The organism is Pseudomonas quebecensis, from assembly GCF_026410085.1.
Lineage (GTDB): Bacteria > Pseudomonadota > Gammaproteobacteria > Pseudomonadales > Pseudomonadaceae > Aquipseudomonas > Aquipseudomonas quebecensis.
Genome location: NZ_CP112866.1, coordinates 4,377,315 through 4,401,484, shown reverse-complemented (window position 1 = coordinate 4,401,484; position 24,170 = coordinate 4,377,315). Strand labels below are relative to the sequence as shown.

At 61.3% G+C, this 24,170-nt stretch carries 24 protein-coding genes, 5 tRNA genes and 1 pseudogene; 20 read left to right on the top strand and 10 right to left on the bottom strand.

Translation table 11 applies throughout. From position 1 onward, the window contains the following. Positions 1-8: 8 nt before the first annotated feature. Positions 9-410 carry a type IV pilin protein gene (locus tag OSC50_RS20480; protein WP_266245930.1) on the top strand — a complete coding sequence of 134 codons (402 nt, stop codon included), beginning with the start codon at positions 9-11 and terminating at the stop codon, positions 408-410. Positions 411-472: 62 nt separating this feature from the next. Next, complete coding sequence (gene thiO, locus OSC50_RS20475; protein WP_266245931.1) at positions 473-1,582, top strand: glycine oxidase ThiO; 1,110 nt, start codon at positions 473-475, stop codon at positions 1,580-1,582. Here thiO and OSC50_RS20470 read toward each other — a convergent pair. Both OSC50_RS20470 and OSC50_RS20465 read right to left on the bottom strand, forming a co-directional pair. Further along, positions 1,569-1,802: a PP0621 family protein gene (locus OSC50_RS20470; RefSeq protein WP_181079631.1), complete on the bottom strand. Its 234-nt coding sequence runs from the start codon at positions 1,800-1,802 to the stop codon at positions 1,569-1,571. The two genes, thiO and OSC50_RS20470, sit on opposite strands and share 14 nt — an antisense overlap. A 127-nt stretch (positions 1,803-1,929) precedes the next feature. Continuing rightward, positions 1,930-2,955 (bottom strand): outer membrane protein assembly factor BamD, encoded by a 1,026-nt coding sequence (locus tag OSC50_RS20465; RefSeq protein WP_169867962.1) that lies wholly within the window; start codon positions 2,953-2,955, stop codon positions 1,930-1,932. A gap of 149 nt (positions 2,956-3,104) precedes the next feature. On the opposite strand from OSC50_RS20465, the gene rluD reads away from it, so the two are divergent. From rluD to OSC50_RS20430, 7 genes are all read left to right on the top strand, one after another. Then, positions 3,105-4,067: a 23S rRNA pseudouridine(1911/1915/1917) synthase RluD gene (gene rluD, locus OSC50_RS20460; RefSeq protein WP_024073341.1), complete on the top strand. Its 963-nt coding sequence runs from the start codon at positions 3,105-3,107 to the stop codon at positions 4,065-4,067. Further along, positions 4,064-4,789: a peptidoglycan editing factor PgeF gene (gene pgeF, locus OSC50_RS20455; RefSeq protein WP_266245932.1), complete on the top strand. Its 726-nt coding sequence runs from the start codon at positions 4,064-4,066 to the stop codon at positions 4,787-4,789. The genes rluD and pgeF overlap by 4 nt, the downstream gene beginning before the upstream one ends. A 131-nt stretch (positions 4,790-4,920) precedes the next feature. Beyond that, positions 4,921-7,485 (top strand): ATP-dependent chaperone ClpB, encoded by a 2,565-nt coding sequence (gene clpB / locus OSC50_RS20450; RefSeq protein ID WP_266245933.1) that lies wholly within the window; start codon positions 4,921-4,923, stop codon positions 7,483-7,485. Between the two features lie 301 nt (positions 7,486-7,786). Then, a tRNA-Asn gene (locus tag OSC50_RS20445) sits at positions 7,787-7,862 on the top strand. Positions 7,863-7,871: 9 nt separating this feature from the next. Next, a tRNA-Pro gene (locus tag OSC50_RS20440) sits at positions 7,872-7,948 on the top strand. A 5-nt stretch (positions 7,949-7,953) separates the two neighbouring features. Beyond that, a tRNA-Lys gene (locus tag OSC50_RS20435) sits at positions 7,954-8,029 on the top strand. 94 nt (positions 8,030-8,123) lie between these two features. Then, a tRNA-Pro gene (locus OSC50_RS20430) sits at positions 8,124-8,200 on the top strand. A 120-nt stretch (positions 8,201-8,320) separates the two neighbouring features. Here OSC50_RS20430 and OSC50_RS20425 read toward each other — a convergent pair. Genes OSC50_RS20425 through OSC50_RS20415 form a run of 3 tightly spaced genes read right to left on the bottom strand, consistent with a single transcriptional unit; the run spans position 8,321 to position 10,534 of the window. Then, complete coding sequence (locus OSC50_RS20425) at positions 8,321-9,619, bottom strand: NAD(P)/FAD-dependent oxidoreductase (protein WP_181079634.1); 1,299 nt, start codon at positions 9,617-9,619, stop codon at positions 8,321-8,323. A 60-nt stretch (positions 9,620-9,679) separates the two neighbouring features. Beyond that, entirely contained in the window at positions 9,680-9,853 is a 174-nt protein-coding gene (locus OSC50_RS20420) for a DUF3094 family protein (protein WP_181079635.1), read from the bottom strand. Positions 9,854-9,904: 51 nt separating this feature from the next. After that, positions 9,905-10,534 carry a DUF1780 domain-containing protein gene (locus OSC50_RS20415; protein WP_253510420.1) on the bottom strand — a complete coding sequence of 210 codons (630 nt, stop codon included), beginning with the start codon at positions 10,532-10,534 and terminating at the stop codon, positions 9,905-9,907. Positions 10,535-10,707: 173 nt separating this feature from the next. Here OSC50_RS20415 and OSC50_RS20410 point away from each other — a divergent pair, with 173 nt between their 5' ends. Next, positions 10,708-11,397: an energy-coupling factor ABC transporter permease gene (locus OSC50_RS20410; protein ID WP_266245934.1), complete on the top strand. Its 690-nt coding sequence runs from the start codon at positions 10,708-10,710 to the stop codon at positions 11,395-11,397. Between the two features lie 65 nt (positions 11,398-11,462). After that, positions 11,463-11,678: a hypothetical protein gene (locus OSC50_RS20405; RefSeq protein WP_003171680.1), complete on the top strand. Its 216-nt coding sequence runs from the start codon at positions 11,463-11,465 to the stop codon at positions 11,676-11,678. Here the strand turns inward: OSC50_RS20405 and yacG are convergent. The 4 genes from yacG to OSC50_RS20385 are packed head-to-tail and all read right to left on the bottom strand — an operon-like array spanning position 11,675 to position 14,566. Next, a complete protein-coding gene (gene yacG / locus OSC50_RS20400; protein WP_181079638.1) occupies positions 11,675-11,875 on the bottom strand; it encodes a DNA gyrase inhibitor YacG in 201 nt (66 codons plus the stop codon). The genes OSC50_RS20405 and yacG overlap by 4 nt on opposite strands. Beyond that, a complete protein-coding gene (gene coaE / locus OSC50_RS20395; RefSeq protein WP_181079639.1) occupies positions 11,872-12,498 on the bottom strand; it encodes a dephospho-CoA kinase in 627 nt (208 codons plus the stop codon). Before coaE ends, yacG begins: the two co-directional genes overlap by 4 nt. Continuing rightward, complete coding sequence (locus OSC50_RS20390; protein ID WP_266245935.1) at positions 12,495-13,361, bottom strand: prepilin peptidase; 867 nt, start codon at positions 13,359-13,361, stop codon at positions 12,495-12,497. The genes coaE and OSC50_RS20390 overlap by 4 nt, the downstream gene beginning before the upstream one ends. Further along, positions 13,358-14,566, bottom strand: a complete 1,209-nt coding sequence (locus OSC50_RS20385; protein WP_266245936.1) for a type II secretion system F family protein — start codon at positions 14,564-14,566, stop codon at positions 13,358-13,360. Before OSC50_RS20385 ends, OSC50_RS20390 begins: the two co-directional genes overlap by 4 nt. A 197-nt stretch (positions 14,567-14,763) precedes the next feature. Here OSC50_RS20385 and OSC50_RS20380 point away from each other — a divergent pair, with 197 nt between their 5' ends. The 4 genes from OSC50_RS20380 to OSC50_RS20365 all read left to right on the top strand — a co-directional run bounded on the left by OSC50_RS20380 (position 14,764) and on the right by OSC50_RS20365 (position 17,188). Next, positions 14,764-15,177 (top strand): pilin, encoded by a 414-nt coding sequence (locus tag OSC50_RS20380; protein WP_277528140.1) that lies wholly within the window; start codon positions 14,764-14,766, stop codon positions 15,175-15,177. Positions 15,178-15,212: 35 nt separating this feature from the next. Next, on the top strand, positions 15,213-16,613 hold the full coding sequence (locus OSC50_RS20375) for an O-antigen ligase family protein (protein WP_266245937.1): 1,401 nt from the start codon (positions 15,213-15,215) through the stop codon (positions 16,611-16,613). A gap of 48 nt (positions 16,614-16,661) precedes the next feature. After that, positions 16,662-16,734, top strand: a tRNA-Thr gene (locus OSC50_RS20370). 148 nt (positions 16,735-16,882) lie between these two features. Then, complete coding sequence (locus tag OSC50_RS20365; protein WP_253510431.1) at positions 16,883-17,188, top strand: DUF6388 family protein; 306 nt, start codon at positions 16,883-16,885, stop codon at positions 17,186-17,188. A gap of 61 nt (positions 17,189-17,249) precedes the next feature. Here the strand turns inward: OSC50_RS20365 and nadC are convergent, their stop codons facing one another. Beyond that, entirely contained in the window at positions 17,250-18,098 is an 849-nt protein-coding gene (gene nadC / locus OSC50_RS20360) for a carboxylating nicotinate-nucleotide diphosphorylase (protein ID WP_181079644.1), read from the bottom strand. 244 nt (positions 18,099-18,342) lie between these two features. Between nadC and OSC50_RS20355 the strand changes: the two genes are divergently transcribed. The 5 genes and pseudogenes from OSC50_RS20355 to OSC50_RS26285 all read left to right on the top strand — a co-directional run bounded on the left by OSC50_RS20355 (position 18,343) and on the right by OSC50_RS26285 (position 24,144). Continuing rightward, the gene (locus tag OSC50_RS20355) at positions 18,343-20,493 is read left to right on the top strand and encodes a DUF1631 domain-containing protein (RefSeq protein WP_266245938.1); all 2,151 of its coding nucleotides are present in this window, start codon (positions 18,343-18,345) and stop codon (positions 20,491-20,493) included. Between the two features lie 61 nt (positions 20,494-20,554). Further along, positions 20,555-21,115 (top strand): 1,6-anhydro-N-acetylmuramyl-L-alanine amidase AmpD, encoded by a 561-nt coding sequence (gene ampD / locus OSC50_RS20350; protein WP_181079646.1) that lies wholly within the window; start codon positions 20,555-20,557, stop codon positions 21,113-21,115. Continuing rightward, positions 21,115-21,951: a regulatory signaling modulator protein AmpE gene (gene ampE / locus OSC50_RS20345; protein WP_181079647.1), complete on the top strand. Its 837-nt coding sequence runs from the start codon at positions 21,115-21,117 to the stop codon at positions 21,949-21,951. The genes ampD and ampE overlap by 1 nt, the downstream gene beginning before the upstream one ends. Before the next feature lie 195 nt (positions 21,952-22,146). Further along, positions 22,147-23,286, top strand: a pseudogene (locus OSC50_RS26290) (HAMP domain-containing protein); the annotation flags it as partial. Between the two features lie 144 nt (positions 23,287-23,430). Then, positions 23,431-24,144: a methyl-accepting chemotaxis protein gene (locus tag OSC50_RS26285; RefSeq protein WP_414704491.1), complete on the top strand. Its 714-nt coding sequence runs from the start codon at positions 23,431-23,433 to the stop codon at positions 24,142-24,144. Positions 24,145-24,170: the final 26 nt, after the last annotated feature.

The following is a 24,170-nucleotide window of genomic DNA, read 5'->3' as shown; positions in this document are numbered from 1 at the left end:
CAAATGCAATGGGCAAGGAAAGCCGAGGTTTTACCCTGATTGAGCTGCTGGTCGGCGTGGTGCTCATCGCGCTGCTGGCCGGGATTGCGTACCCCGGTTACACCGGCCATGTGAGAAAAGCCTACCGTGCGCAGATCGTCGCCTTACTGACTGAGCAGGCACACGAGCTGGAGCGTTTTTATACCAGGAACGGCACTTTTATTGATGCAGGCGGCGTCAGTGCCGGTAATGATCGCTATAGAATCACCGTCGTATTGAACCCTCGGGATTTCCATCTGCTGGCTACGCCTGTGGCTGACTCGCTCATGGTCGGCGACGCTTGCGGCGAATTCAGCCTGACCAGCACCGGCGCGAGGAGCAATCCAGGTGCGCAGCCGGAGATGTCACGCCAGGCGTGCTGGGGGCAATGATGCAAATGCTGGATGATTGGGCGCCGGGTGCGCTTGTTCCTATTTATCGGCTGGATCAAATGATGGCTAAGCAACAGCGGGTAGTGATTGTCGGTGGCGGAGTCATCGGCTTGTTGACGGCGTTCAACCTGGCGAACCAGGGCCAGGCGGTGGTGCTGCTGGAGCGCGCCGGCGTAGGGCAGGAGTCTTCATGGGCAGGCGGCGGCATTGTTTCGCCGCTGTATCCGTGGCGCTACAGCCCGGCGGTCACGGCGTTGGCCCATTGGTCGCAGGATTTCTACCCGCAATTGGCCGAACGCCTGTTTGACGCGACGGGCGTCGACCCGCAGGTTCACGTCACCGGCTTGTACTGGCTCGATCTGGACGACGAGGCTGAGGCCCTGGCCTGGGCCGCGCGGGAGGGGCGCCCGCTGAGCAAGGTGGATGTATCGGCCGCCCATGATGCCGTCCCCGTGTTGGGCGACGGGTATTCCCAGGCGCTGTACATGGCCGATGTGGCCAACGTGCGTAACCCGCGCCTGGTCAAATCCCTCAAGGCCGCACTGCTGGCGTTGCCTGGCGTGACGGTTCGCGAACACTGCGAGGTTGCCGGTTTTGTCGTGGAGCATGGTCGCGTAGTGGGTGTTAATACAGCTGATGGTCCGATCCTTGGGGATACGGTAGTACTGGCGGCCGGGGCATGGAGCGGGGAACTGCTGGGTACGTTGGGCTTGTCGCTGCCGGTTGAGCCGGTCAAGGGCCAGATGATTCTGTACAAGTGTGCTTCGGACTTCCTGTCCTGCATGGTCCTGGCCAAGGGCCGTTATGCAATTCCGCGACGGGATGGGCATATTCTCATTGGCAGTACCTTGGAACACGAAGGCTTTAATAAGGCGCCTACCGACACTGCGCTGCAAAGCCTTAAAGCTTCCGCCGTCGAGCTGATCCCCGCGCTGGCGGACGCTGAAGTGGTAGGGCACTGGGCCGGCTTGCGGCCCGGCTCGCCGGAAGGCATTCCCTTTATTGGCCAGGTTCCGAATTTCGAGGGGGTGTGGCTCAACTGCGGGCATTACCGCAATGGCCTGGTGTTGGCGCCAGCCTCCTGCCAGCTATTTACCGACTTGTTGCTGGGGCGAACGCCGATTATCGACCCGGCGCCTTATGCACCCGAAGGCCGGCTCAACGCTGGATAGACTTCGGCCCCTGTTCCAGGTGCGCTTGGGTGCAATACCACTCCTGGCGCAGGCTCAGGGCTCGATCCTGCGGCACATGCACGCCGCAGTGGGCGCAGCGCACCATCAGCGCTGCATTCGGCTCGCTGGCGCGCTGCTGCCTGGCGGCCGGGCTTTTGAACTTGCGCCAGAACCATACTGCGGCAGCAATGACGGCGATCCAGAACAGAAGACGAAGCATGATGGGCAGTTTCTTTACAGGGAATGCGCCAGTTTAGCCAAGGACGTGGCAAGCGCACAGAGCAATAATGCCGGCCCATGAAAAAGGGAGCTCCGAAGAGCTCCCTTTTTTGCCTTACGCCGACGGGTCAGTCGAAGACGCCGAAGGTCATGTAGCTGAACCACGAGCGGTCCTGGTTGTTGCCCAGGGCCTGCGGTTCTTCCTCTTCGATCACGTCGCCGTTCTCGTCGTGGGGCTTGAGGTCCGAAGGAATGGCGTCCTTGGCGTCCTGGAACTGCTTGATCACATCCTGGTTGGCGCGGGTTTCGCCCGGCGGCAGCGGTGGACGGGATTCGATCAGGCCCAGGGTGTACTTGCTCAGCCACGAGCGATTGTCGGCTTCGGCAACCTGGGGCACGAACTGGCCGTCCTTCAGGCTCGGATGATCCGGATAGTTAAGCTTGAGGGTTTCAAGGCTGGTAGTGGCCAGTTCGTCCAGGTGCAGGCGCTGGTAGGCCTCGGTCATCACAGCCAGGCCATCACCCACGGATGGGGTTTCCTGGAAGTTCTCCACCACATAGCGGCCGCGGTTGGCGGCAGCGACGTACGCCTGACGGGTCAGGTAGTAGTGAGCGACATGGATCTCGTAGGACGCCAACAGGTTGCGCAGGTAGATCATGCGCTGCTTGGCGTCCGGCGCGTAGCGGCTGTTGGGGTAACGGCTGGTCAGTTGGGCGAACTCGTTGTACGAGTCGCGCGCCGCGCCCGGGTCGCGCTTGGTCATGTCCAGCGGCAGGAAGCGCGCCAGCAGGCCCACGTCCTGGTCGAACGAGGTCAGGCCCTTCATGTAGTAGGCGTAGTCCACGTTCGGGTGCTGCGGGTGCAGACGGATGAAACGCTCGGCGGCGGACTTGGCGGCTTCCGGCTCGGCGTTCTTGTAGTTGGCGTAGATCAGCTCGAGTTGGGCCTGGTCAGCGTAGCGCCCGAACGGATAGCGCGACTCCAGTGCCTTCAGCTTGGCTGTGGCGCTGGTGTAGCTATTATTGTCCAAGTCTTTCTGAGCCTGTTGGTACAGCTCGACTTCGCTCAGGTTTTCGTCGACGACTTCCTTTGTTGACGAGCAAGCAGCAGTCATGGCGAGGATGGCGATCAGCAGCAGGTGTTTCACTTGCATGGCGGCTTGCGTCCCTATGACGGCCGCTGTCTTGGGCGGGGCCGTCCTGTTATGATGAGCGCCCCGTTGAAAGCCTCGGGGCAAAAGACGCCGTATTTAACCACAAGCGCGCAGCCGAAACCAAAGGCTGTGCCACGCCTAGTCTGAGCATGTCCGATAAAATTGAACTTCGCGCAGAGGTGCCGTCCGAATTGGGCGGCCAACGCCTCGATCAAGTCGCCGCACAATTATTCGCTGAGCACTCGCGCTCGCGCCTTTCCGCCTGGATCAAAGACGGCCGCCTGACTGTGGATGGAGCGGTTATCCGCCCGCGAGACATAGTCCATGGCGGCGCGATTCTTGAGCTGACTGCCGAGCAGGAAGCCCAGGGAGAGTGGGTTGCCCAGGACATCGAGCTGGATATCGTCTATGAAGACGACGACATCCTGGTCATCAACAAACCCGCAGGCCTGGTGGTACACCCGGCGGCCGGGCACGCTGATGGCACTTTGCTCAATGCCCTGCTGCACCACGTACCGGACATCATCAATGTGCCGCGCTGCGGCATCGTGCACCGACTGGACAAGGACACCACCGGCTTGATGGTGGTCGCCAAGACCATCCAGGCCCAGACTCAATTGGTCACCCAGTTGCAGAGTCGCAGCGTCAGCCGGATCTACGAGTGCATCGTGATCGGCGTGGTGGTGGCCGGTGGCAAGATCAACGCCCCTATCGGCCGCCACGGCCAGCAGCGCCAGCGTATGGCGGTGATGGAAGGTGGTAAGCAGGCCGTGAGCCACTACCGTGTGCTGGAGCGTTTTCGGTCCCACACCCATGTGCGGGTCAAGCTGGAAACCGGTCGCACCCACCAGATTCGTGTGCATATGGCCCATATCAACTTCCCGTTGGTCGGCGATCCGGCCTACGGCGGTCGCTTCCGCATTCCGCCGGCGGCCAGCGCGACCATGGTTGAATCGCTCAAGTCCTTCCCTCGTCAGGCGCTGCATGCACGGTTCCTGGAACTGGATCATCCGACGAGCGGTAAGCGCATGAGCTGGGAATCGCCGCTGCCGGACGATCTGGTGTGGTTGCTGTCACTGCTCAAGCAGGACCGCGAGGCATTTATCGGATGAATGACTGGCTGATGCCTGACTGGCCCGCGCCGGCTCAGGTCAAGGCCTGCGTCACCACCCGTGCGGGCGGCGTCAGTCTGGCGCCGTTCGACAGCCTCAATCTGGGCGATCATGTCGAGGACAGCCTGGAGGCGGTCCTGGAAAATCGCCGGCGTCTCTCCCAAACCTTCGATATCCAGCCAGCCTGGCTGCGTCAGGTCCACGGCGTGAACGTGGTCGAAGCCGATCCCGGCCGTACTGTCGAGGCCGACGCCAGTTGGACCGGCACGCCAGGTATCGCGTGCACATCAATGACCGCCGATTGTCTGCCGGCCCTGTTCTGTAACCGCGCCGGAACGCGCGTGGCCGCCGCCCATGCCGGTTGGCGCGGCCTGGCGGCCGGCATGCTGGAGGCGACGGTCGATAGCCTGTGCGTCGAGCCTGCCGATGTATTGGTCTGGCTGGGCCCGGCGATTGGCCCGCAGGCGTTTGAAGTCGGGCCGGAGGTGCGTGAAGTGTTCATGCAACAACTGCCGGCGACCGCCCAGGCGTTCACGCCGAGCCGCAATCCTGGCAAGTTCATGGCCGACATCTATCAACTCGCGCGCCTGCGCCTGGCTGTGCGGGGCATCAAGGCGGTCTATGGTGGCGGTTTGTGCACCGTCACCGATCCGCGCTTCTTCTCTTATCGCCGCAGTCCTCGTACGGGTCGATTCGCCTCCCTTATCTGGCTTGAGCGCTAGACTCTCCTGATCTACGTCAACTGCCGGCTGCTTGAATCTCCCAGAATCGACCACATCTATAAGGGTATCTGGCAGGTTTCTTCATTCAGGATGTGTTTATAGATCCGGCCTGCTCAAAAGGAAGGTGACTAATGCGTATTGATCGTTTAACCAGCAAATTGCAGTTGGCCTTATCGGACTCTCAATCCTTGGCGGTGGGCCTCGACCACCCGGCCATTGAGCCTGCGCACTTGATGCAGGCGCTCCTGGAACAGCAAGGTGGTTCCATCAAGCCCTTGCTGATGCAGGTGGGCTTTGACGTCAACAGCCTGCGCAAGGAGTTGAGCAAAGAGCTCGACCAACTGCCGAAAATCCAGAACCCGACGGGCGACGTGAACATGTCCCAGGACCTGGCGCGCCTGTTGAACCAGGCCGATCGTCTGGCTCAGCAAAAAGGTGACCAGTTCATCTCCAGTGAACTGGTGCTGCTCGCCGCGATGGATGAGAACAGCAAACTGGGCAAGTTGTTGCTGGGCCAGGGTGTCAGCAAGAAAGCCCTGGAAAATGCCATCAACAACCTGCGCGGCGGCGATGCGGTAAACGACCCTAATCATGAGGAGTCGCGCCAAGCCCTGGACAAATACACCGTCGACCTGACCAAGCGCGCCGAAGACGGCAAGCTCGACCCGGTGATCGGTCGTGACGACGAAATTCGTCGCACCATCCAGGTCCTGCAGCGTCGCACCAAGAACAACCCGGTGCTGATCGGTGAACCTGGCGTGGGTAAAACCGCGATTGCCGAGGGGCTGGCCCAGCGCATCATCAATGGTGAAGTGCCGGACGGCCTCAAAGGCAAGCGCCTGTTGTCCCTGGACATGGGGGCGCTGATTGCCGGTGCCAAGTTTCGCGGTGAGTTCGAAGAACGCCTCAAATCCCTGCTGAACGAGCTATCCAAGCAGGAAGGGCAGATCATTCTGTTTATCGACGAACTGCACACCATGGTCGGCGCCGGTAAAGGCGAGGGCTCCATGGATGCGGGCAATATGCTCAAGCCGGCATTGGCCCGCGGCGAATTGCACTGCGTGGGCGCCACGACGCTCAACGAGTACCGCCAGTACATAGAAAAGGATGCGGCCCTTGAGCGGCGCTTCCAGAAAGTGCTGGTGGAAGAGCCGAGCGAAGGAGACACGATCGCGATTTTGCGTGGCCTGAAAGAGCGTTATGAGGTTCACCACAAGGTGGCGATTACCGATGGCGCGATTATAGCGGCGGCCAAATTGAGCCATCGCTATATCACGGACCGCCAGTTGCCCGACAAGGCGATTGACTTGATCGACGAAGCGGCCAGCCGTATTCGTATGGAGATCGACTCCAAGCCGGAAGTGCTCGACCGTCTGGATCGGCGCTTGATTCAACTGAAGGTCGAATCCCAGGCCCTCAAGAAGGAAGAGGACGACGCGGCGAAGAAACGCCTGGAAAAACTCCAGGAAGAAATCGTGCGCCTGGAGCGTGAGTACTCGGACCTCGAAGAAATCTGGACCTCGGAGAAAGCCGAAGTGCAGGGCTCTGCGCAGATCCAGCAAAAGATCGAGCAGTCCCGCCAGGAACTGGAAGCGGCGCGCCGTAAAGGCGACCTGAACCGCATGGCCGAGTTGCAGTACGGGGTTATCCCCGACCTGGAGCGCAGCCTGCAGATGGTCGACCAGCATGGCCATAGCGAGAACCAGTTGTTGCGCAGCAAAGTGACCGAGGAAGAAATTGCCGAGGTCGTCTCCAAGTGGACCGGCATTCCTGTGTCGAAGATGCTGGAAGGCGAGCGCGACAAGCTGATGAAAATGGAAAGCCTATTGCATCAGCGCGTTATCGGCCAGGAAGAGGCGGTGGTGGCGGTGTCCAACGCGGTGCGGCGTTCGCGTGCGGGGTTGTCCGACCCGAACCGTCCAAGCGGCTCGTTCATGTTCCTCGGCCCGACCGGTGTGGGTAAGACCGAGCTGTGCAAGGCCCTGGCTGAGTTCCTCTTCGATACCGAAGAGGCCATGGTGCGGATCGATATGTCCGAATTCATGGAGAAGCACTCGGTCGCGCGCTTGATCGGTGCGCCACCAGGCTATGTGGGCTACGAAGAGGGCGGTTACCTGACCGAAGCTGTGCGGCGCAAGCCTTACTCGGTCATCCTGCTGGATGAGGTCGAGAAGGCCCACCCGGATGTGTTCAACATCCTGCTGCAGGTGCTGGAGGATGGCCGTTTGACCGACAGCCATGGGCGTACGGTGGACTTCCGCAACACGGTGATCGTGATGACGTCCAACCTGGGCTCGACACAGATCCAGGAACTGGTCGGCGATCGCGAGGCGCAACGCGCGGCGGTGATGGATGCGTTGACCTCACACTTCCGCCCGGAATTTATCAACCGGGTCGATGAAGTGGTGATCTTCGAGCCCTTGGCGCGGGATCAGATCGCAGGCATCACCGAGATTCAGTTGGGTCGCCTGCGTGGTCGCCTGGCCGAGCGCGAGCTGTCTCTGGACTTGAGCAGCGAAGCGTTGGACAAGCTGATCGCAGTGGGCTACGACCCGGTGTATGGCGCACGGCCTCTGAAACGTGCGATCCAGCGCTGGATCGAAAACCCGCTGGCGCAGTTGATCCTCTCGGGCAGTTTCATGCCGGGAACCAGCGTCACGGCCAGCGTGGAAAACGACGAAATCGTGTTCCACTGAGGCCTGGTCGCCGGTTGAGAAGGGAAGGCCCCGCATTGCGGGGCCTTTTTTTTCGCTAGGGCGTTGAACTGTAAGGCAAAGGCTTGTAAAGTGCGCCCCGCAGCAACGTCAGCCCACGGGTTTCTTCTCCCCAAGAGGAAATCAGAAACAAGCGCAAATCATTGTCTTAAAAGCAATTTAAAGGGTTGACAGGGGTTTTTAAGATTGTAGAATAGCGCGCCTCAGAGACACGAACGTAGCGATACGCAAGGGTCGAAGAGGAAGTAAAAAAGCAGTAAGTTGTACGTTTGAAGTGCTAAGTTCCGTGATAGCTCAGTCGGTAGAGCAAATGACTGTTAATCATTGGGTCCCAGGTTCGAGTCCTGGTCACGGAGCCAACTTCAAATCGGGGTATAGCGCAGTCCGGTAGCGCGCCTGCTTTGGGAGCAGGATGTCGGGAGTTCGAATCCCCCTACCCCGACCATATTTGGGTCGTTAGCTCAGTTGGTAGAGCAGTTGGCTTTTAACCAATTGGTCGTAGGTTCGAATCCCACACGACCCACCATTTTTGAAACCAGTTAGCGCTGGGATCAGATCTTAAGATCAGAGGCCAAAAGCACTGATCGAAGAAGGCGACTGAAAGGTCGCCTTTTTATTACCGGGGTATAGCGCAGTCCGGTAGCGCGCCTGCTTTGGGAGCAGGATGTCGGGAGTTCGAATCCCCCTACCCCGACCATATTAAAAATCCTCGTATCGAAAGATACGGGGATTTTTTTTGCGCGCGAAAACGCACTGGTATGACTATGCAAGAGGGGGCTTGCTCTCACATCGAACAAGCCCCCTCCAGACCTTACTGTCAGTGCAGCTTGAGCCTCGGCTCCGTCCCGCGTCCAATCCGGCTGCCCAGCATCAGCATTGCCGTACGAAACACGCCGTACAACGCCATCTGGTGCATGCGGTACAGCGACACGTAGAACATCCGCGCCAGCCAGCCCTCCAGCATGACACTGCCAGTCAGGTTGCCCATCAGGTTGCCCACCGCCGAGAATCGCGACAGCGAGATTAACGACCCGTAGTCAGTGTATTTGTACGACGGCAACGCCTTGCCTTCGATCCGTAGCTTGAGCGACTTGGCCAACAGCGAAGCCTGCTGATGCGCGGCCTGGGCGCGTGGCGGCACGTTTCGGTCGGTGCCTGGTTGCGGGCACGCGGCGCAGTCACCAAAGGCGAAAATATTATCGTCGCGGGTGGTTTGCAGCGTCGGCAGCACCTGCAACTGGTTGATGCGGTTGGTTTCCAGGCCGTCGATGTCCTTGAGGAAGCCCGGCGCGCGGATACCGGCGGCCCATACCTTCAGGCTGGCCGGAATCACCTGACCGCTGCTGGTGATCAGCGCATCGGCTGTCACTTCGCTGACCGCCGAATTCGTCAGCACCGTCACCCCCAGTTTCTCCAGGGTTTTATGTACCGGCGCGCCGATGCGTTCCGGCAGGGCGGGCAATACCCGCGGGCCGGCTTCGATCAGCGTGATGTGCATGTTTTCCGGCTTGATCCGGTCCAGCCCATAGGCCGCCAGCTCATGAGCGGCGTTATGCAGCTCGGCAGCCAGTTCAACGCCGGTCGCGCCGGCGCCGACGATGGCGACACTGATTTTTTCTACCACGTCAGTCTGCCCGGCATGGGCGCGCAGGTAGTGGTTTAGCAATTGCTGGTGAAAGCGCTCGGCCTGTTTGCGGGTATCGAGGAACAGGCAGTGCTGTGCTGCGCCCTCGGTGCCGAAATCGTTGGTGGTGCTGCCGACAGCGATCACCAGGCTGTCGTAGCCCAGCACGCGCGCAGGCACCAGTTCGCGGCCTTCCTCGTCGAGGGTCGCGGCCAGTTGGATTTTTTTCTGCTCGCGATCGAGCCCGCTCATGCGCCCCAGCTGGAACTCGAAGTGGTTCCATTTCGCCTGGGCGACATAATTGAGTTCGTCTTCCGAAGAGTTCAAGGATCCGGCAGCCACCTCATGAAGCAGAGGTTTCCAGATATGGGTCAGGTTGGTGTCGACCAGCGTGATGCTGGCGGTGCCGCGCTTGCCCAGAGTCTTACCCAGGCGGGTAGCCAACTCCAGGCCGCCGGCGCCGCCGCCGACGATAATAATACGATGGGTCATGGGGATATCTCGCAAGGCTAAAAGAAATCGGAGCAGTTACCCCCGCGAGCGCCAGGCAGCTCATAGCGTGAGGTAACTCAACAGGCGGCTCAGCAGACCAAGCCCGATCACGGCCACCAGCACCACACAAAGGAGCAGCCAGGGCCTGAAAGGCTTGCGCTCGACTCTGTTCTGGGAGAGTTGCAGGTACTCTTCGACACGCTGTTGGTCTTCGGGTTTCAGGCGGCTGGTCATAAAGGCCTCGTCAGGTAGACGTTGCAAAGGGGCGCCACGTTACAGCAGGGCTCAGAGGCTGATGCCCACGTCGAACACTATGCTGCGGCCCAGGTTGTTGCGCAAGAAATCCGGCGCGTCCGGATGGGCGAACAACACCCTGGCAAACGTCGGCCCCACCAGCGACAGCGAGCGCCAGCCCTGGCGCAGGTACTCGGTTGGCGGTGGGAAGTGACTGTTGAGGTCGAGCACCTCACGTTTGAGGCTCGCGAAGGCGACAAGATCCAGTTCGCTCAGGTCCATCCCGCGTTCTTTGTAGTTATGTGCCTTCTTGCGCAACGTAGGCGCCAGGCGCATCAGGAATTCATGCGCCGGAATGCGGCGCGGCTTGACCTCGCGACGTACCAGCTGACTCAGGGAAAACGCGCTGCGTCGACGTAGCAACTCATCGCGCCATTCGTCGTTCAGTCGTCGGCCCTCATCCAGCACGAAAAACACCTCGAAGCTGGCATCGCGAAACAACACGTCCGGCGGCTCTTGCCCTGCAGGGTGAAACTCCTCGGCGCGGTAGGGCACATTCAGGCCTTGCAGCAGGCGCTGGCATACCCAACGCTCACGCTCCCATTTGCGGGCATTGGATAGGAACGCATTGGCTTGTTCGGCCGCTACGGTGAGCAGGCGCAAGTAATCTGAGTCATCCATAGGTGCAGCTTAGCGTCCAAATGATGACCGCAGGAAGTCCCGCCGCAAAAGCTCGGTGTAGACTGAGATCTCCTGCAATCAAGCCAGTACGAGGAGTGAGCGGTGAGGGGTTTCGGAGGGCTTTCCTACAATCTTACGATCGCGTGTCTCCCGGCCGTGGGGCAGGTGAGGCCATGATCGGCGCCGCGGTGCTGGCACCGCAGACCCTCGCTGTCGGTTGGCTGTTGTTTGCGCCAGTGGTGGCATGGGCGGTACTGCGCTCGCCGTGGGTCGAGTTGTTGGCCGACCGACGGCGTCAGCATTTGTTGTTCGGGACGGTGTTCGCGCTGTTCATGTTGTGGCTGGTTCGGCGCGATTTCGACACCGGGGTTTCCTACCACTTCATCGGCATGACGGCTGTGACGCTGCTGCTGGACTGGCCACTGGCGATTGTCGGCGGTGTTGCCGCGCAATCGGGCCTGGTACTGCTCGGGCGCCAGGACCTGGCCGCAATCGGCGTCAATGGCCTGCTGTTGATGGTGCTGCCGGTACTGATCACAGAAGGCGTCGCGTTAAGGGTGGAGCGTGCGCAGCCACGCAATCCCTTTGTGTACATCTTCTGTTCCGGTTTTCTGGCTGCTGCGCTCTCGGCGTTGGCGTGCCTGCTGCTGGGGCTGGGGTTGCTGTGGTTCGATGGGCTTTTCGCCATGCCGGAATGGTTGGAGGACTTCATTGGTTATCTGTGGCTGATCATCTTTCCGGAAGCCTTTATCAACGGCATGGTCGTCAGTGCGCTGGTGGTGTTTTGTCCGGAATGGCTGGAGACGTTCAATCGCACACGCTACCTCTCAGCGCCCTGGAAGGACGACGATTCGCTGCGTTGATCCAGGTCAAACCGCGCGCGCCACGGCAGGCCCATGCTCTGCGAAATTTTCCAGGAGTGCGGATCATGAGTGTGTATGAGTGGGCACGGCAGGAACTTCGCAGAAGTCAGGACGCGGCCCAGGAAATCGGTTTCGACCCCGGCTTGACCCTGCGCGCCATGCTCAGCGCGGTGGTGCAGCAGAGCAAGGGCGTGCGCAGTTTCGAAGACCTGGCCGACGAGCTGCAATACCTGGCAGAAAACCTCGACGACCAGCAGGAATATGCGTTTATGCGCCCTTAGTGGCGGGGTGGCAGGTCTTCGGAAAATAATTCGTCTTCGGCGTCCGGGGCCACCGGGATCTTGTGCTCTTCGCTGGCCCAGGCGCCCAGGTCGATCAGCTTGCAACGGTCCGAGCAGAACGGCCGGTTGGGGTTGGTCGCTTTCCATTCTACGGGTGCGCCGCAGGTTGGACAGTCGACGGTCAAGGGTTGGCTCATGATCGGCCTCCACGCAAAGTAAGGTAAAAGTGGTGCAGTCGCTCGACCTCGTCGTGCAGCCAGGCGAGGTCTCTGTCATTGACCAGCACGTCGTCGGCATGGTTCAGGCGGTCTTCGCGGCTGGACTGGGCCTTGAGAATGGCCTGCACCTGCTGTTCGCTGATGCCGTCGCGCTGCAGGGTACGCTGAATCTGCAGTGATTGCGGCACGTCGATCACCAGGATGCGCTGGGTCATGCTGTACTGGCCTGATTCGATCAGCAACGGTGACACCAGAATCGCGTAGGGCGAGCGCGCCTGCGCCAGATGGCTGCGAATTTCTTCGCCAATCAGCGGGTGCAGAAGGGCTTCCAGCCAGCGGCGTTCCTCAGGGACTTCAAAGATCAGCTTGCGCAGGGCGGCACGGTCCAACCGACCATCCGGCAACAGCACGCCGTCGCCAAAGTGTTCAGCGATGCGTGCCAGTGCAGGACGCCCTGGTTCGACCACCCAACGTGCGGCGTGGTCGGCATCCACCATATCGATGCCCAGATCGACAAAGTGCTGAGCCGCCGCGCTTTTACCGCTGCCGATGCCACCGGTCAGGCCGAGTATCCACGGAGTTGGAACAGAAGAAGGACTCATTGGAAACCGACAGACTGCAAATAGAAGTCGGTTATTTGACCACCCCAGAGCGACGCAATCCAGCCGGCAATCGCCAAATAGGGTCCAAACGGCATGGGTGTGGATACCTGGGCCTTGCGCAGACGCATCAGGGTCAGCCCGGCAAACACGCCGACCAATGACGCCACAAATAGCGTCATCGGCACGATTTGCCAGCCACCCCAGGCCCCAAGCAGAGCCAGTAACTTGAAGTCGCCGTGACCCATGCCGTCCTTGCCTGTGATCAGCTTGAACAGCCAGAACACCGACCACAGGCTCATGTACCCGACCACCGCGCCCCATACCGCGTCGGACAACGGCACCAGCAATGCGAAATTGTTGACGATCAGACCCAGCCAAAGAAGCGGCAGCACCAGCACATCCGGCAGCAACTGATGGTCGGCATCGATCAGGCTCATCGCCAGCAGGCCCCAGGTCAGCAGCATCACCGCTGCGGCTTGCCAGCCAAAACCAAAATGCCAGGCCACCAGCGCCGACAGCACCCCGCAGGCGAGTTCGGTGAAGGGGTAACGAGCGCTGATGGTTCCTTTGCAGTGGGCGCACCGGCCCCCGAGGAGCAGGTAGCTGAGCAGCGGGATATTGTTCCAGGGGCGGATCGGCTGCTCGCAATGGGGGCAGCAGGAATTGGGGTGTATCAGGTTATAGGTCGGCCCCGCTGCTTCGGCAGGAAAACCCAGCACTTCGTGGGCCTGGGCACGCCACTCCCGTGCAAGCATCTTCGGCAGGCGCCACACCAGCACATTGAGAAAGCTGCCGACGATCAGCCCCAGCAAAGCCGTCAGCGCCACAAACAGCCAGGGGGATTCACTCAACAGCTGACTCAAAATGCGCTCCCCAATTGGAAGACCGGCAAGTACATGGCGATGACCAGCGCGCCGACAATGCCTCCCAGTACCACCATGATCAGCGGCTCCATCAGACTGGTCAGGTTATCGACCTGATTGTCTACCTCGGCCTCATAGTGGCTGGCGACCTTCTCCAGCATCAAGTCCAGCGTGCCGGACTCTTCACCGATGGCGGTCATCTGGATCGCCATGCCGGGAAACAAGCCGCTGGAGGCCATGGCGCGGTTCAGTTGCATGCCTGTGGATACATCGCGACGCATATGTTCGATTGCCTGTTTGAATGGCCTGGAACCGACGGCGCCGGCCACGGAATCCAAGGCCTGCACCAGCGGAACCCCCGCCGCGAATGTGGTTGAGAGCGTGCGGGCGTAGCGGGCCACGGCCGATTTCTGCAGCAGTTTGCCTGCCAGCGGCATTTTCAACAAACCCGCATCCAGCCAGTAGCGAAAGCGTGAAGACGTTCGATGCGCCCGGCGTAGCCCCATGCACCCCGCGCCAAGCCCCAATGCGACGAGCCACCAGGCTTGTCGCATGAATTCCGACAGGGCGATGACGGCCAGGGTAAAGTCCGGCAACTGACTGCCGACGCCAGCGAACAGGCCCTGGAACTGCGGCACCACCTGCACCAGCAGCACAACGGTAACCACCCCGGCCACCGCCAGTACGGCGATGGGATACGTCATGGCTTTCTTGATCCTGGCTTTGAGCTGCTCGCTTTTTTCCAGATGAACCGCTACGCGCTCCAGCAGGGTTTCAAGCGCGCCGGCCTGTTCGCCGGCCGCTACCAGGTTGCAGTACAGCTCATCGAAATACCGCGGATGCCTGCCCAATGCGTCAGCCAGGCTGGTGCCGGCGGCGATCTGCTGTTTCAGCGCTTGCAGCAGTTCACGCACGGCCCGGTTTTCGACACCTTCGCTGATCAGGTCGAGGGCTTGCAGCAAGGCAATACCAGCCTTGAGCAATGTGGCCAGTTGACGGGTTAACAGGGCGATGTCGGCGGTGTTGATCGGCACCGCAAAACTTGGCAGCAGCAGGGCTTTCCTGCGCACACGGCTGGGGCGAATGCCTTGCAGGCGCAGTTGCGCCTTGACCAGGGCCGGACTGTGCGCGGTGCTTTGCCCGCACACCCTGCGCCCTTTGCGCGTGGTGCCTTCCCAGGTGTAAGTCGTCGAAGCGTTGTTCATGTCACGGTTCCGCACACGGTCGTTGAGCTTCAAAGCTTAGTCAGGCGGTGAGTTGGGGCAGGCTGCGGCGGCGGATAAAATGTCAGAATATGCGTCTTGCACGCGATTGACGCTCGGCGGATGAGTACACTGGCGCCGCTGCACAACACGGGGCGCAGGAAGCGCCTTGTCATGAGTTCTTTTGGAGAATGAAAGTGATGCGTCAGAAAGGCTTTACTTTGATCGAGTTGTTAATCGTCGTGGCAATCATCGGCATCCTGGCCACCATTGGCCTGCCCATGTACACCACCCATCAGGCCAAGGCCAAGTTCACTGCCGGCCTGGCGGAAATCACTGCGTTAAAGGCTGGGTACGAAGACACGCTCAATCAGGGCACGGCCCCTACCGTGGCCTTGATCGGTGGCACCAGTCCTACCGCCAACTGCAAGATCGACGTGACCGGCGACGTTGCCACCGGCGCAGGTGGCATCAGCTGCGAAATCCTCGACGCGCCGGCGCCGGTCCTGGGCAAGACCATCAGCCTGACCCGCAACGCTACCAGCGGCTGGACCTGCACCACTACTGCCGAGGCCAAATACGTCGCCAAGGGCTGCGCCGCCGGCGGCGCGTGACGGTGCCTGCACCCACACGCACGTCGAGCTGGCCAATGACATTATCCGTACAGCGGCGCGGCAGTATTTTCCTGGTGCTGGCTGTGTGCCTATTGGTGGTGGGTATTTGCACGCCGTTCGGTGGGCACGATCTACAGCGGGTCATGCAGATTGCCATCGGGTTCTGCGCGGTGCTGTACGGTATTTCGGTGACGCCCACTGAACCCTGGGTGGATCGCCAGACGGCGTTGGGCCTGTCGGTAATCGTGGGCTTGGGCGTGACGTCTTCGCTGCTGGCCCATCAGCCGCTCTGGGCGCTGACCGAAGTGGCACTGTTCGTCAGCTGCGCAGCCATCGCGCTGGCCTTTGCATCGCTGCGCCGTCATGGCGGTGAGCCTTTGGATCGGGCGCTGCTGCTGATCGTTGTGCTGCTGTGCCTGATCAAAACGTTTCAGTACCTGTACGCCGGCGTGCTTGCGTTCGCCAGCGGCGGGCCCACGTTGAACCCGGACCTGCTGTTGTCGAGTTTTTCCAATAAGCGTTTCTACGGTCAGTTCCAGACACTCACGCTGCCGTTGCTGGCGCTTCCTCTGCTGTTACCCACCGTTTCTCGCTCACTGCGGGGGATGGCCTTTGCGTTGCTGTGCGCCTGGTGGTTGATTGCGATCAGCGGCGGTACACGCGGCACCTGGCTGGGCATGGGGGTGGCGGGAATGGTACTGGCGCTGCTCGGTCCGTGGGGGCGGCGATGGTTGGGTTGGCAGTTGGCCGCAATGCTGGGCGGCTTGTGGGTTTACTGGCTGCTGTTCACGGTGCTGGCGACCTACCTGGGGATCGAGACGTCCAATGACGCCAGCGAGCGCCTCACCACTTCACTGTCGGGGCGCGGCCCGATCTGGTGGCAGGGTTGGCAGATGGTCGCCGAGCGGCCGTGGCTGGGGTTCGGCCCGATGCATTTTGCCGATATTGCCAACAAGGTTGCCGCCCATCCGCATCAGGCTGTATTGCAGTGGGCCAGTGAGTGGGGTGTGCTTTCGACGTTGTGCGTGGCGGTTTTGGCAGGACGCAGTGGCTGGGCCACGGTTGCTGTGTTGCGTGAGCGCGCGCGCTCAAGTGAACGCGCGGACCTGCTGCGCTTATGCCTGTTTGCGGCGTTGGTGGGTGCCCTGACGCAGTCCATGGTCGACGGTGTGCTGGTGATGCCCAATTCCCAGGTCTGGCTTGCGCTGGTCGTGGGGTGGCTGATGGCGTTGCATCGTTGGCGAACACCTGCAACGGCGACTTGGCCGTTGGCCTGGACGGTGTGGAAAGTGTTGAGTGTATTGGCGATCGCGTTGCTGGTGCATGTCGCGCTGCGCGATGTGCCCCACATCAAGCAGGCCCAGCGGCAGTACCTCGACGCCACGGGCAGTTACCTGCAGCCTCGCTTCTGGGCGCAGGGTGTCATCGCCCGCTGAAGGCCGCGAGTTGCCGGACGCCCGATGCGGTGCTAGCTTTAGTTCACCGCCCGTGTAGCTCAGCCGGTAGAGCAGCGCACTCGTAACGCGAAGGTCGCAGGTTCGATTCCTGTCTCGGGCACAAAGGCAACAGCGTTTCAAGGCAACGTTTTCAGCTGATCCCAGAATGGTTCTGAAGGCCAGACGAGCCGGCATCCATGCCTGTTCTTTTGTATCTGCGCAACCTGATGTCCCAGATGCATCCCCATTCCTCGATCTAAGAGAACACCATGACCACGACCGAAATGACCCAGGCAGCGCGGCACGAAGCAGCTCTTGAACTTTACCTCAAGGAGTCGCCGCAGCTTAAAGAAGAGATCAAGGACCTGAGCGCCGATGACCAGCGCGACCAGATCCAGTGGGCATTCGAGGACGAGGCCGAAAGCCAGGGCCTGCAGCCTTGGGAATTGACCCTCAAGTACACCTCGACACCGGAAGAATTCGAAGCTCAGCGGCTGGTCCTGCACAAGGAAGCGGCCGAGGTGCTGGGCGTCGAATGGGACGAGTATTGCGAGATGAATAACCTGGTGGTTTAGATAAGAGCCGCACGCTTCAAGCTGCAAGTGTTCACTCGACTTGCTTGCAGCTTGAAATGCCTCAAATACTGAGCCGCATCGACAGATCCACCGCCTTCACATCCTTGGTCATCGCACCGATGGAGATGTAGTCCACACCGGTCTCGGCGATGGGCAGCAGGGTGCTTTCATTGATACCGCCGCTGGCTTCCAGTTTCGCCTTACCGCCGCTCAGGCGCACGGCTTCGCGCATGTCCTCCAGGCTCAACTCATCAAGCATGATGATGTCGGCGCCCGCCGCCAATGCTTCGCGTAACTCTTGCAGACTTTCCACCTCGATTTCCACTGGCTTGCCGGGGGCGATCCTGTGCGCGGCAGTGATGGCCTGCGCAATGCCCCCGCAGGCCGCGATGTGGTTTTCCTTGATCAGGAACGCATCGTACAAACCGATGCGATGGTTGTGGCAGCCCCCGCAGGTCACGGCGTATTTCTGCGCCAGGCGCAAGCCCGGCAGGGTTTTGCGGGTATCCAGCAATTTGACTGGAGTGCTGGCGACGAAGTCCGCCAGGAACCGGGCGCGTGTGGCGACTCCGGACAGCATTTGCAGGAAGTTCAGCGCACTGCGTTCGCCGCTGAGCAGCGAGCGCGCCGGGCCCTCTAGGTGGAACAATGCCTGATTGGGGCTGACGCGCTCGCCATCGGCCACCTGCCAATGCACGGCGACCCGAGGGTCCAACTGGCGGAACACCGCGTCCACCCACGCCGTGCCGGCGATCACCGCTGCGTCGCGAGTAATGATGGTGGCCTTGGCCAGCCGTTCGGCAGGGATCAGCTGCGCGGTGATGTCTCCACTGCCGATGTCCTCCAGCAGCGCACGGCGCACGTTGGCTTCAATTTCGGCGGTGAGGTCGGCAAGACGCAGATTCGGCATAACAGGCTCCACAAACAAAGTGTCTCGATTATAGGGGGTGTGTGCCTGCGAACCCAGCGGCCTGCTGATTTATGCGCGAATGTCAGAGCGTGCTGGCGTAACCCCCCTCGTTTGCAAGATAATCTCGCGCCTTGCAATTGGCGTCATAGCTTTGACGTCCTGGTGGTGGCCGGCTTTTGCCAGCGAGCGTGCTGGCGCGCAGCCGGTCCCGCCCCATTCGATACCGCCGTCTCAGGAGGCCAGGATGCACAATGACGGAAAGGTGGTGCCGATCAACAAGGCGCACGCCACGCCATCGCCGCTCGCCCGCCTGCCGGTTGTGTTGCTGCAGGTTCGCGACAAGGCGGCGCAGCAGCTGCAGCAGGGCTTGCAGGACCTGTTCGATAACGCCGACGACACCTTGTTTGAAATGGCCGACAAGGCCCGCAGCAACGTCGACCACCATATTTTCTTTGAGGCCATGCGCGACCTGCGCCTCAAGCGCAAGAATTTCGAGCGCGTGTTCATGGAGCGCCTGTTCGCGGCCTTCGCCAGCCTGGGCGAAGCCGGGCGCGGTGAGCTGCAACTGGTGCCGCTGGTGTCTTACGAAGCTGCGCCCACGACGCCCCGCGATGCACTGGAAAAAGCCGTGGCACTGGAGGCCATGCTCGAGCGTGTGCGGCATCGCGACGGGCTGGCGCTGGCGCAGCTCACCGCACGGCTGAGCGCCGTGTTGGGCAGTCACCTGGCCGAATGTGAAAACCCCCTGGGGCCGGCGCTGCTCTGCGAATGCTTCCTGCAGGCGGGGCGCAGCCTTGGGGTGGAAATCCGCGTCAAGCTGATCATGCTCAAACTCTTCGAAAAATACGTCCTCAGCGATGCCGATCAACTGTATGGCGAAGCCAATCAGTTGCTGGTCGCCACCGGCGTGCTGCCTGAACTCAAGGCTGCGCCGTCGCGGCGCGCGGGTGAGCGTGCCGCTCGTGAGCAGCGGCGCGAAGAGGCGTTGCCGCCCACCGAGTTGCCCGTCGACGAGGGCGGCCAGCAAGCCTTCGCTGCGCTGCAAACCTTACTCAAAGCCGTGCGCGGCAGTGTGGCGCCGACCCTGGAAGCCAGTCACCAACCGCAGCCCATCGCCACCCGCGACCTGTTGCGACTGTTGTCCCATTTGCAGCAGTACGTGCCGACGCCGCAGGTCGAGGACGAGTTCGATCTGCGCAACCAGCTTGAGCAATTACTCACCCGCGTCAGCGTCAAGAGTGGCAAGTCGCGGGTGGTGGAAGAAGCCGACGAAGACGTGATCAACCTGATTGCGCTGGTGTTCGAATTCATCCTCAGCGACTGCACCGTCCCCGATACCTTCAAGTCATTGATCGCTCGCCTGCAGATTCCGATGCTGAAAGTGGCGGTGCTGGACAAGGGCTTTTTCAGCCACGCCAGCCATCCGGCGCGACGCCTGCTCAATGACATCGCCGCCGCGACCATGGGCGCCAGCGTGGGAGAAGACGAGCCGCGCGACCCCCTGTACCTGCGCGTCGAGCAACTGGTGCAGCGCTTGCTCAACGAGTTTGTCGACGACGCGGCGATTTTTTCCCAATTGCTCACCGAGTTCAGGGCCTTTACCGCCGACGAACAACGGCGCAGCGCGCTGCTCGAACAGCACACCCGCGAAGCCGAACAAGGCCGCGTACGCACCGACGAGGCGCGTCAGCGGGTGGCCGATGCGCTCAATCGGCGACTGCTGGGCAAAGTACTGCCGCAGGTGGTGGTGCAGTTCCTGCAACAGGCCTGGAGCCAGGTGCTGTTGCTGGCCAGCCTCAAGCATGGCGAGCAGTCGGTGCACTGGCAGGCGGCCTTGCGCACCATGGACGACCTGATCTGGAGCGTCGGCCTGCACGACGACACCGAGGCCGGCCGGCGTTTGCTGGAGCAGTTGCCTGGCCTGCTCAAGGCGCTGCGCGATGGTTTGAACAGCGCCGCGTTCGATCCTTTCAGTGCCCGAGAATTCTTCGTGCAGCTGCAGGCGTTGCATGTGCAACCGGCCGAGCGCATCGACGGGTTGATCGAAGTGCGCGAGCCTTTCGTGCTTGGCACGTTGCCAGGCGAGCCGGCGATCGACCTGCCATCCGACGATCCCGATCTGCTCAAAGTCCATTCACTTCGGGTCGGCGCCTGGATCCTGCGTCAACAGGACGCCAACGTTGCCTTGCGCTGCAAGCTCGCCGCCATCCTGGCACCGGCCAATACCTATGTGTTCGTCAACCGCGCGGGCCTCAAGGTGCTGGAGCAAAGCCCCGGCCAACTGGCGCTGGCATTCAAGCAGGGCAGTTTGCAGGTGCTGGACGACAGCCCACTGTTCGAACGCGCGCTGGCCGCGGTGGTTGACAGGCTGCGGCAACTCAATCACGCCAAGTGATCGCAACCACGGGGTCGAACGCGGCATACTGGTCATCTGTTGTCCCGTTCAAGGAACCTGTATGCAGTTGGACCCCGCCAGCGGTTGGTGCCAGGGCATTGCTCATTGCCCCTCGCCCAACTTCAACGAGCGCCCCGCAGGCGAGATTTCACTGCTGGTGGTGCATAACATCAGCCTGCCACCGGCTCAGTTCGGCACCGGCAACGTGCAGGCTTTTTTCCAGAATCGCCTGGATGTCACGGAACATCCCTACTTTGAAGGGATTGCCGACCTACGGGTCTCTGCGCATTTTCTGATTGAGCGCGACGGCGCGGTGACGCAGTTTGTGTCCTGCCGCGACCGGGCCTGGCATGCCGGTATTTCGCGGTTCGAAGGACGGGAAACCTGCAACGATTTTTCCCTGGGCATCGAACTGGAAGGCACGGATGACCTGCCGTACACGGATGCCCAGTATGCGTCGCTGACCGAGCTGACCCGGCAATTGCTGACGGCTTATCCGGACATCACCGCGCAACGCATTTGTGGTCACAGCGATATTGCCCCGGGACGCAAGACCGATCCCGGCCCCGCTTTTGATTGGGCGCGCTTTCGCAGCGCCCTGCAGGATGGAGGACACACCTGATGAGTTTCCTGGTACTGGTGCTGGCTGTATGGATCGAGAAGTTCTCGGCCCTGCGTCATCGGTTGCAGCGCGATGGCGGCTGGCTGCGCGAACTGGCCAGGCTGGAATCGAGCCCGCGCCTGGCACAGCGGCCCTGGCTGATCCTGACGTTACTGGTGCTGCTGCCGGTGGCCGTGCTGGCGCTGTTGCTGATGGTGCTGGAACCGGTGGCCTATGGTTTGCTGGCACTGCCGGTGCACCTGCTGGTGGTGATCTACAGCCTGGGCCGTGGCGATCTGCTGGCTGATCTGGGGCCGTTCCGCGACGCCTGGCGGCGCGGCGACCTGCAGGCCGCCGAACATGTGGCCGAGCGCGACTTGGCGCTGGGTGCCGACAGCGGCGAGCAACTGCTCGAGCGCGTGCAGGGCCATCTGTTGTGGCAGGCTTACCAGAGTTTTTTTGCGGTGATCTTCTGGTATTTCCTGCTCGGCCCGGTGGCCGCCCTGGCCTATCGTCTGCTGGCACTGGCCAGCGAGCACAGCCTCAACCCTTTGGTTGCCGAACGCGCCGGGCAACTGCGCCACGCGTTCGACTGGCTGCCGGTGCGCTTGCTGGCGGCCAGCTTTGCCTTGGTAGGCAACTTCGTCGCGGTCAGCCGAGTGATGCTCCACGAGTTGCTGAGCTGGGACATCAGCGCAGCCCAACTGGTAGAGAAAGTCGGCCTGGCCGCCGCCGAAATCCCGGCCCCCGCAGTAGGCGCCGAGGGCATCAACAGCCTCGACCGGTTATGGGAACTGCTGCTGCGTGCCGCCGTGCTGTGGTATGCCGGTTTCGCCATCTGGACCGTCTTGCCATAACGGCTATACGCCATACCGTGGGAGCGCGCCGGCTCCCACGGGTTGTTAACCTTAAGTTACAAAACTCCCTGTTGAATTGAGCTATATAGACAGAGCGCCACTAGTGGCCTTCTGCCGCGCTCCTGCGCCCTTAATAAAAATAAAAGAAAAGGGAGTTCACCTGTGAAGAGCTTGCTCTATCCCGCCGTCGCGCTGATGAATCGCCTGAGTTTCGGTATGAAGTTCAGCCTGATCAGCGTGTTGTTCCTGTTGCCGATGCTGGCGACCAACGCGTTCCTGGTGCGTGACGCCTGGCGCGAATTCCAGGGCACTCGCGTCGAACTGCAAAGCCTGGATGTACTCGGCAGCAGCCTGGCCCTGCGCCGCGACCTGGAAACCCTCAACAACCAGGTGCAGATCAATGCCACGCTCGGCCAGTCCGCCAAGGTTGGGGATCTTGAAAGCACGATCAGCGCCCTGGAACAGAGCGTGCTGAGCCGTTTGCAGGGCCTGGCGCCCATAAGCGTCGACCCGGAGCACGTCGCGGTGTTTGCAGCCAAGCGCGCTGAATTGCTCGATGCCTTCAAGGCCCAGCAACAGGAAACCTCGCTACTGAGTAAAAGCGCGCTGATCGGCAAACTGCTGAACAAAGCGCAGATGCTCGGCCAGATCATCGCCAGTCAAGCCGGGCTGAGCCGCGATCCCCAAAGCGATTTGCGCCAACTCAGCGACTTGATCACCAGCGTCACGCCGCTGGTAAGCCAGACGCTGGGGGAGGGGCGCGCGATGGGCACCTTTTCCCTGGGGCAAGGTTTTCTCAACTCATCATCCAGCACTCGCTTTGATGAACTGCTGCAGCAGCTGGAAAAACTCCACGCCGAGTACGCCTTGAAACTGCAGGATGCACTGGGCTCCAGCAGTGCCGCGCACACGGCGCTCGACGGCCTGGCCAAGGCCAGCAATGCCAGCCTCAAGCAGGGCAGCGAGTTGTTCGAAGAACGGGTGGTCATGGCTGAAACGCTCGACGCGTCCTGGCAGGGTTTTTATGACGATGTCAGCCAACTGATGGCCAAAACCTATGAACTCGATGAGGCCACCCTGGGATTTCTCGATCAGCAGTTGCAGCAGCGCCTGGCGCAGAAGCGCCTGCATATGGTGGTGCTGGTGTCGGCGCTGACGGCGGTGTTTTTGCTGATCTTTTACTTGTACGCCGGTTTCTACGCCTCGACGCGCACCACGTTGCGGCACTTGGGCCAGATGATGGACGACGTGGCGGCCGGCGACATGACTGTCACCTTTGTGGCGCGCAGCCGCGATGAGCTGGGCGAACTCGGCCAGGTATTCAACGGCACCGTGGCAAAAATCCATGACTTGATCGAGCGTGTCGGCCACACCGTCAGCCAGGTCGAGCGGCAGGCCGGCCAAGTGGAAGTAGTCTCCGACTCCAGCAACCAGGCGGTCCGTGGCCAGCGCACGCAGATCGAACAGGTCGCGACAGCGATGAACCAGATGTCTTCAACGGCCCAGGAAGTGGCGCGCAACGCCGCCGCCGCGGTGGGCAGCGCCCAGCGTGTCAACGAGGAAACCGTCAACGGCCGGGGCCTGGTGCACTCCCAGCAGAGCAGCATTGCGTGCCTCGCGACGGAGATCGACCAATCGGTGCGGGCCATCCATCAATTGGCCAGCGACAGCCAGGCCATCAGTCGCGTATTGGATGTGATCAAAAGCATCGCCGAGCAAACCAACCTGCTGGCGCTCAACGCGGCGATCGAGGCGGCGCGCGCTGGTGAGCAGGGCCGTGGTTTCGCGGTGGTGGCCGACGAAGTGCGCACCCTGGCGCGCCGCACACAGCAGTCCACCGAAGAGATCGAGCAGATGATCAGCCGCCTGCACCAAGGCGTGGAGGCGGCCGTCACGGCCATGGGCAGCAGCCATGAAATGGCCAATGGCACGGTCGGGCAATCGGAAAAGGTCCAGCAAGCCCTGGACAATATTCTCGGCGCCGTCGGCCTGATCGTGGACCAGAACCAGCAGATCGCCGCTGCCGTGGAGCAGCAGACCGCCGTGGCCCACGATATCGACCAGAACATCGTCGAAATCAATCGTGCCGGCGAGCATGCCGCCGACGGCGCACAACAGACGGCGGCGGCCAGTCGACAGTTATCGCTGCAGGTAGTCGAGTTGAAGCAATTGATCGGCGCGTTTCGCGTGTAGGGCGCAGGTGTAGGACTAGCCGTTTA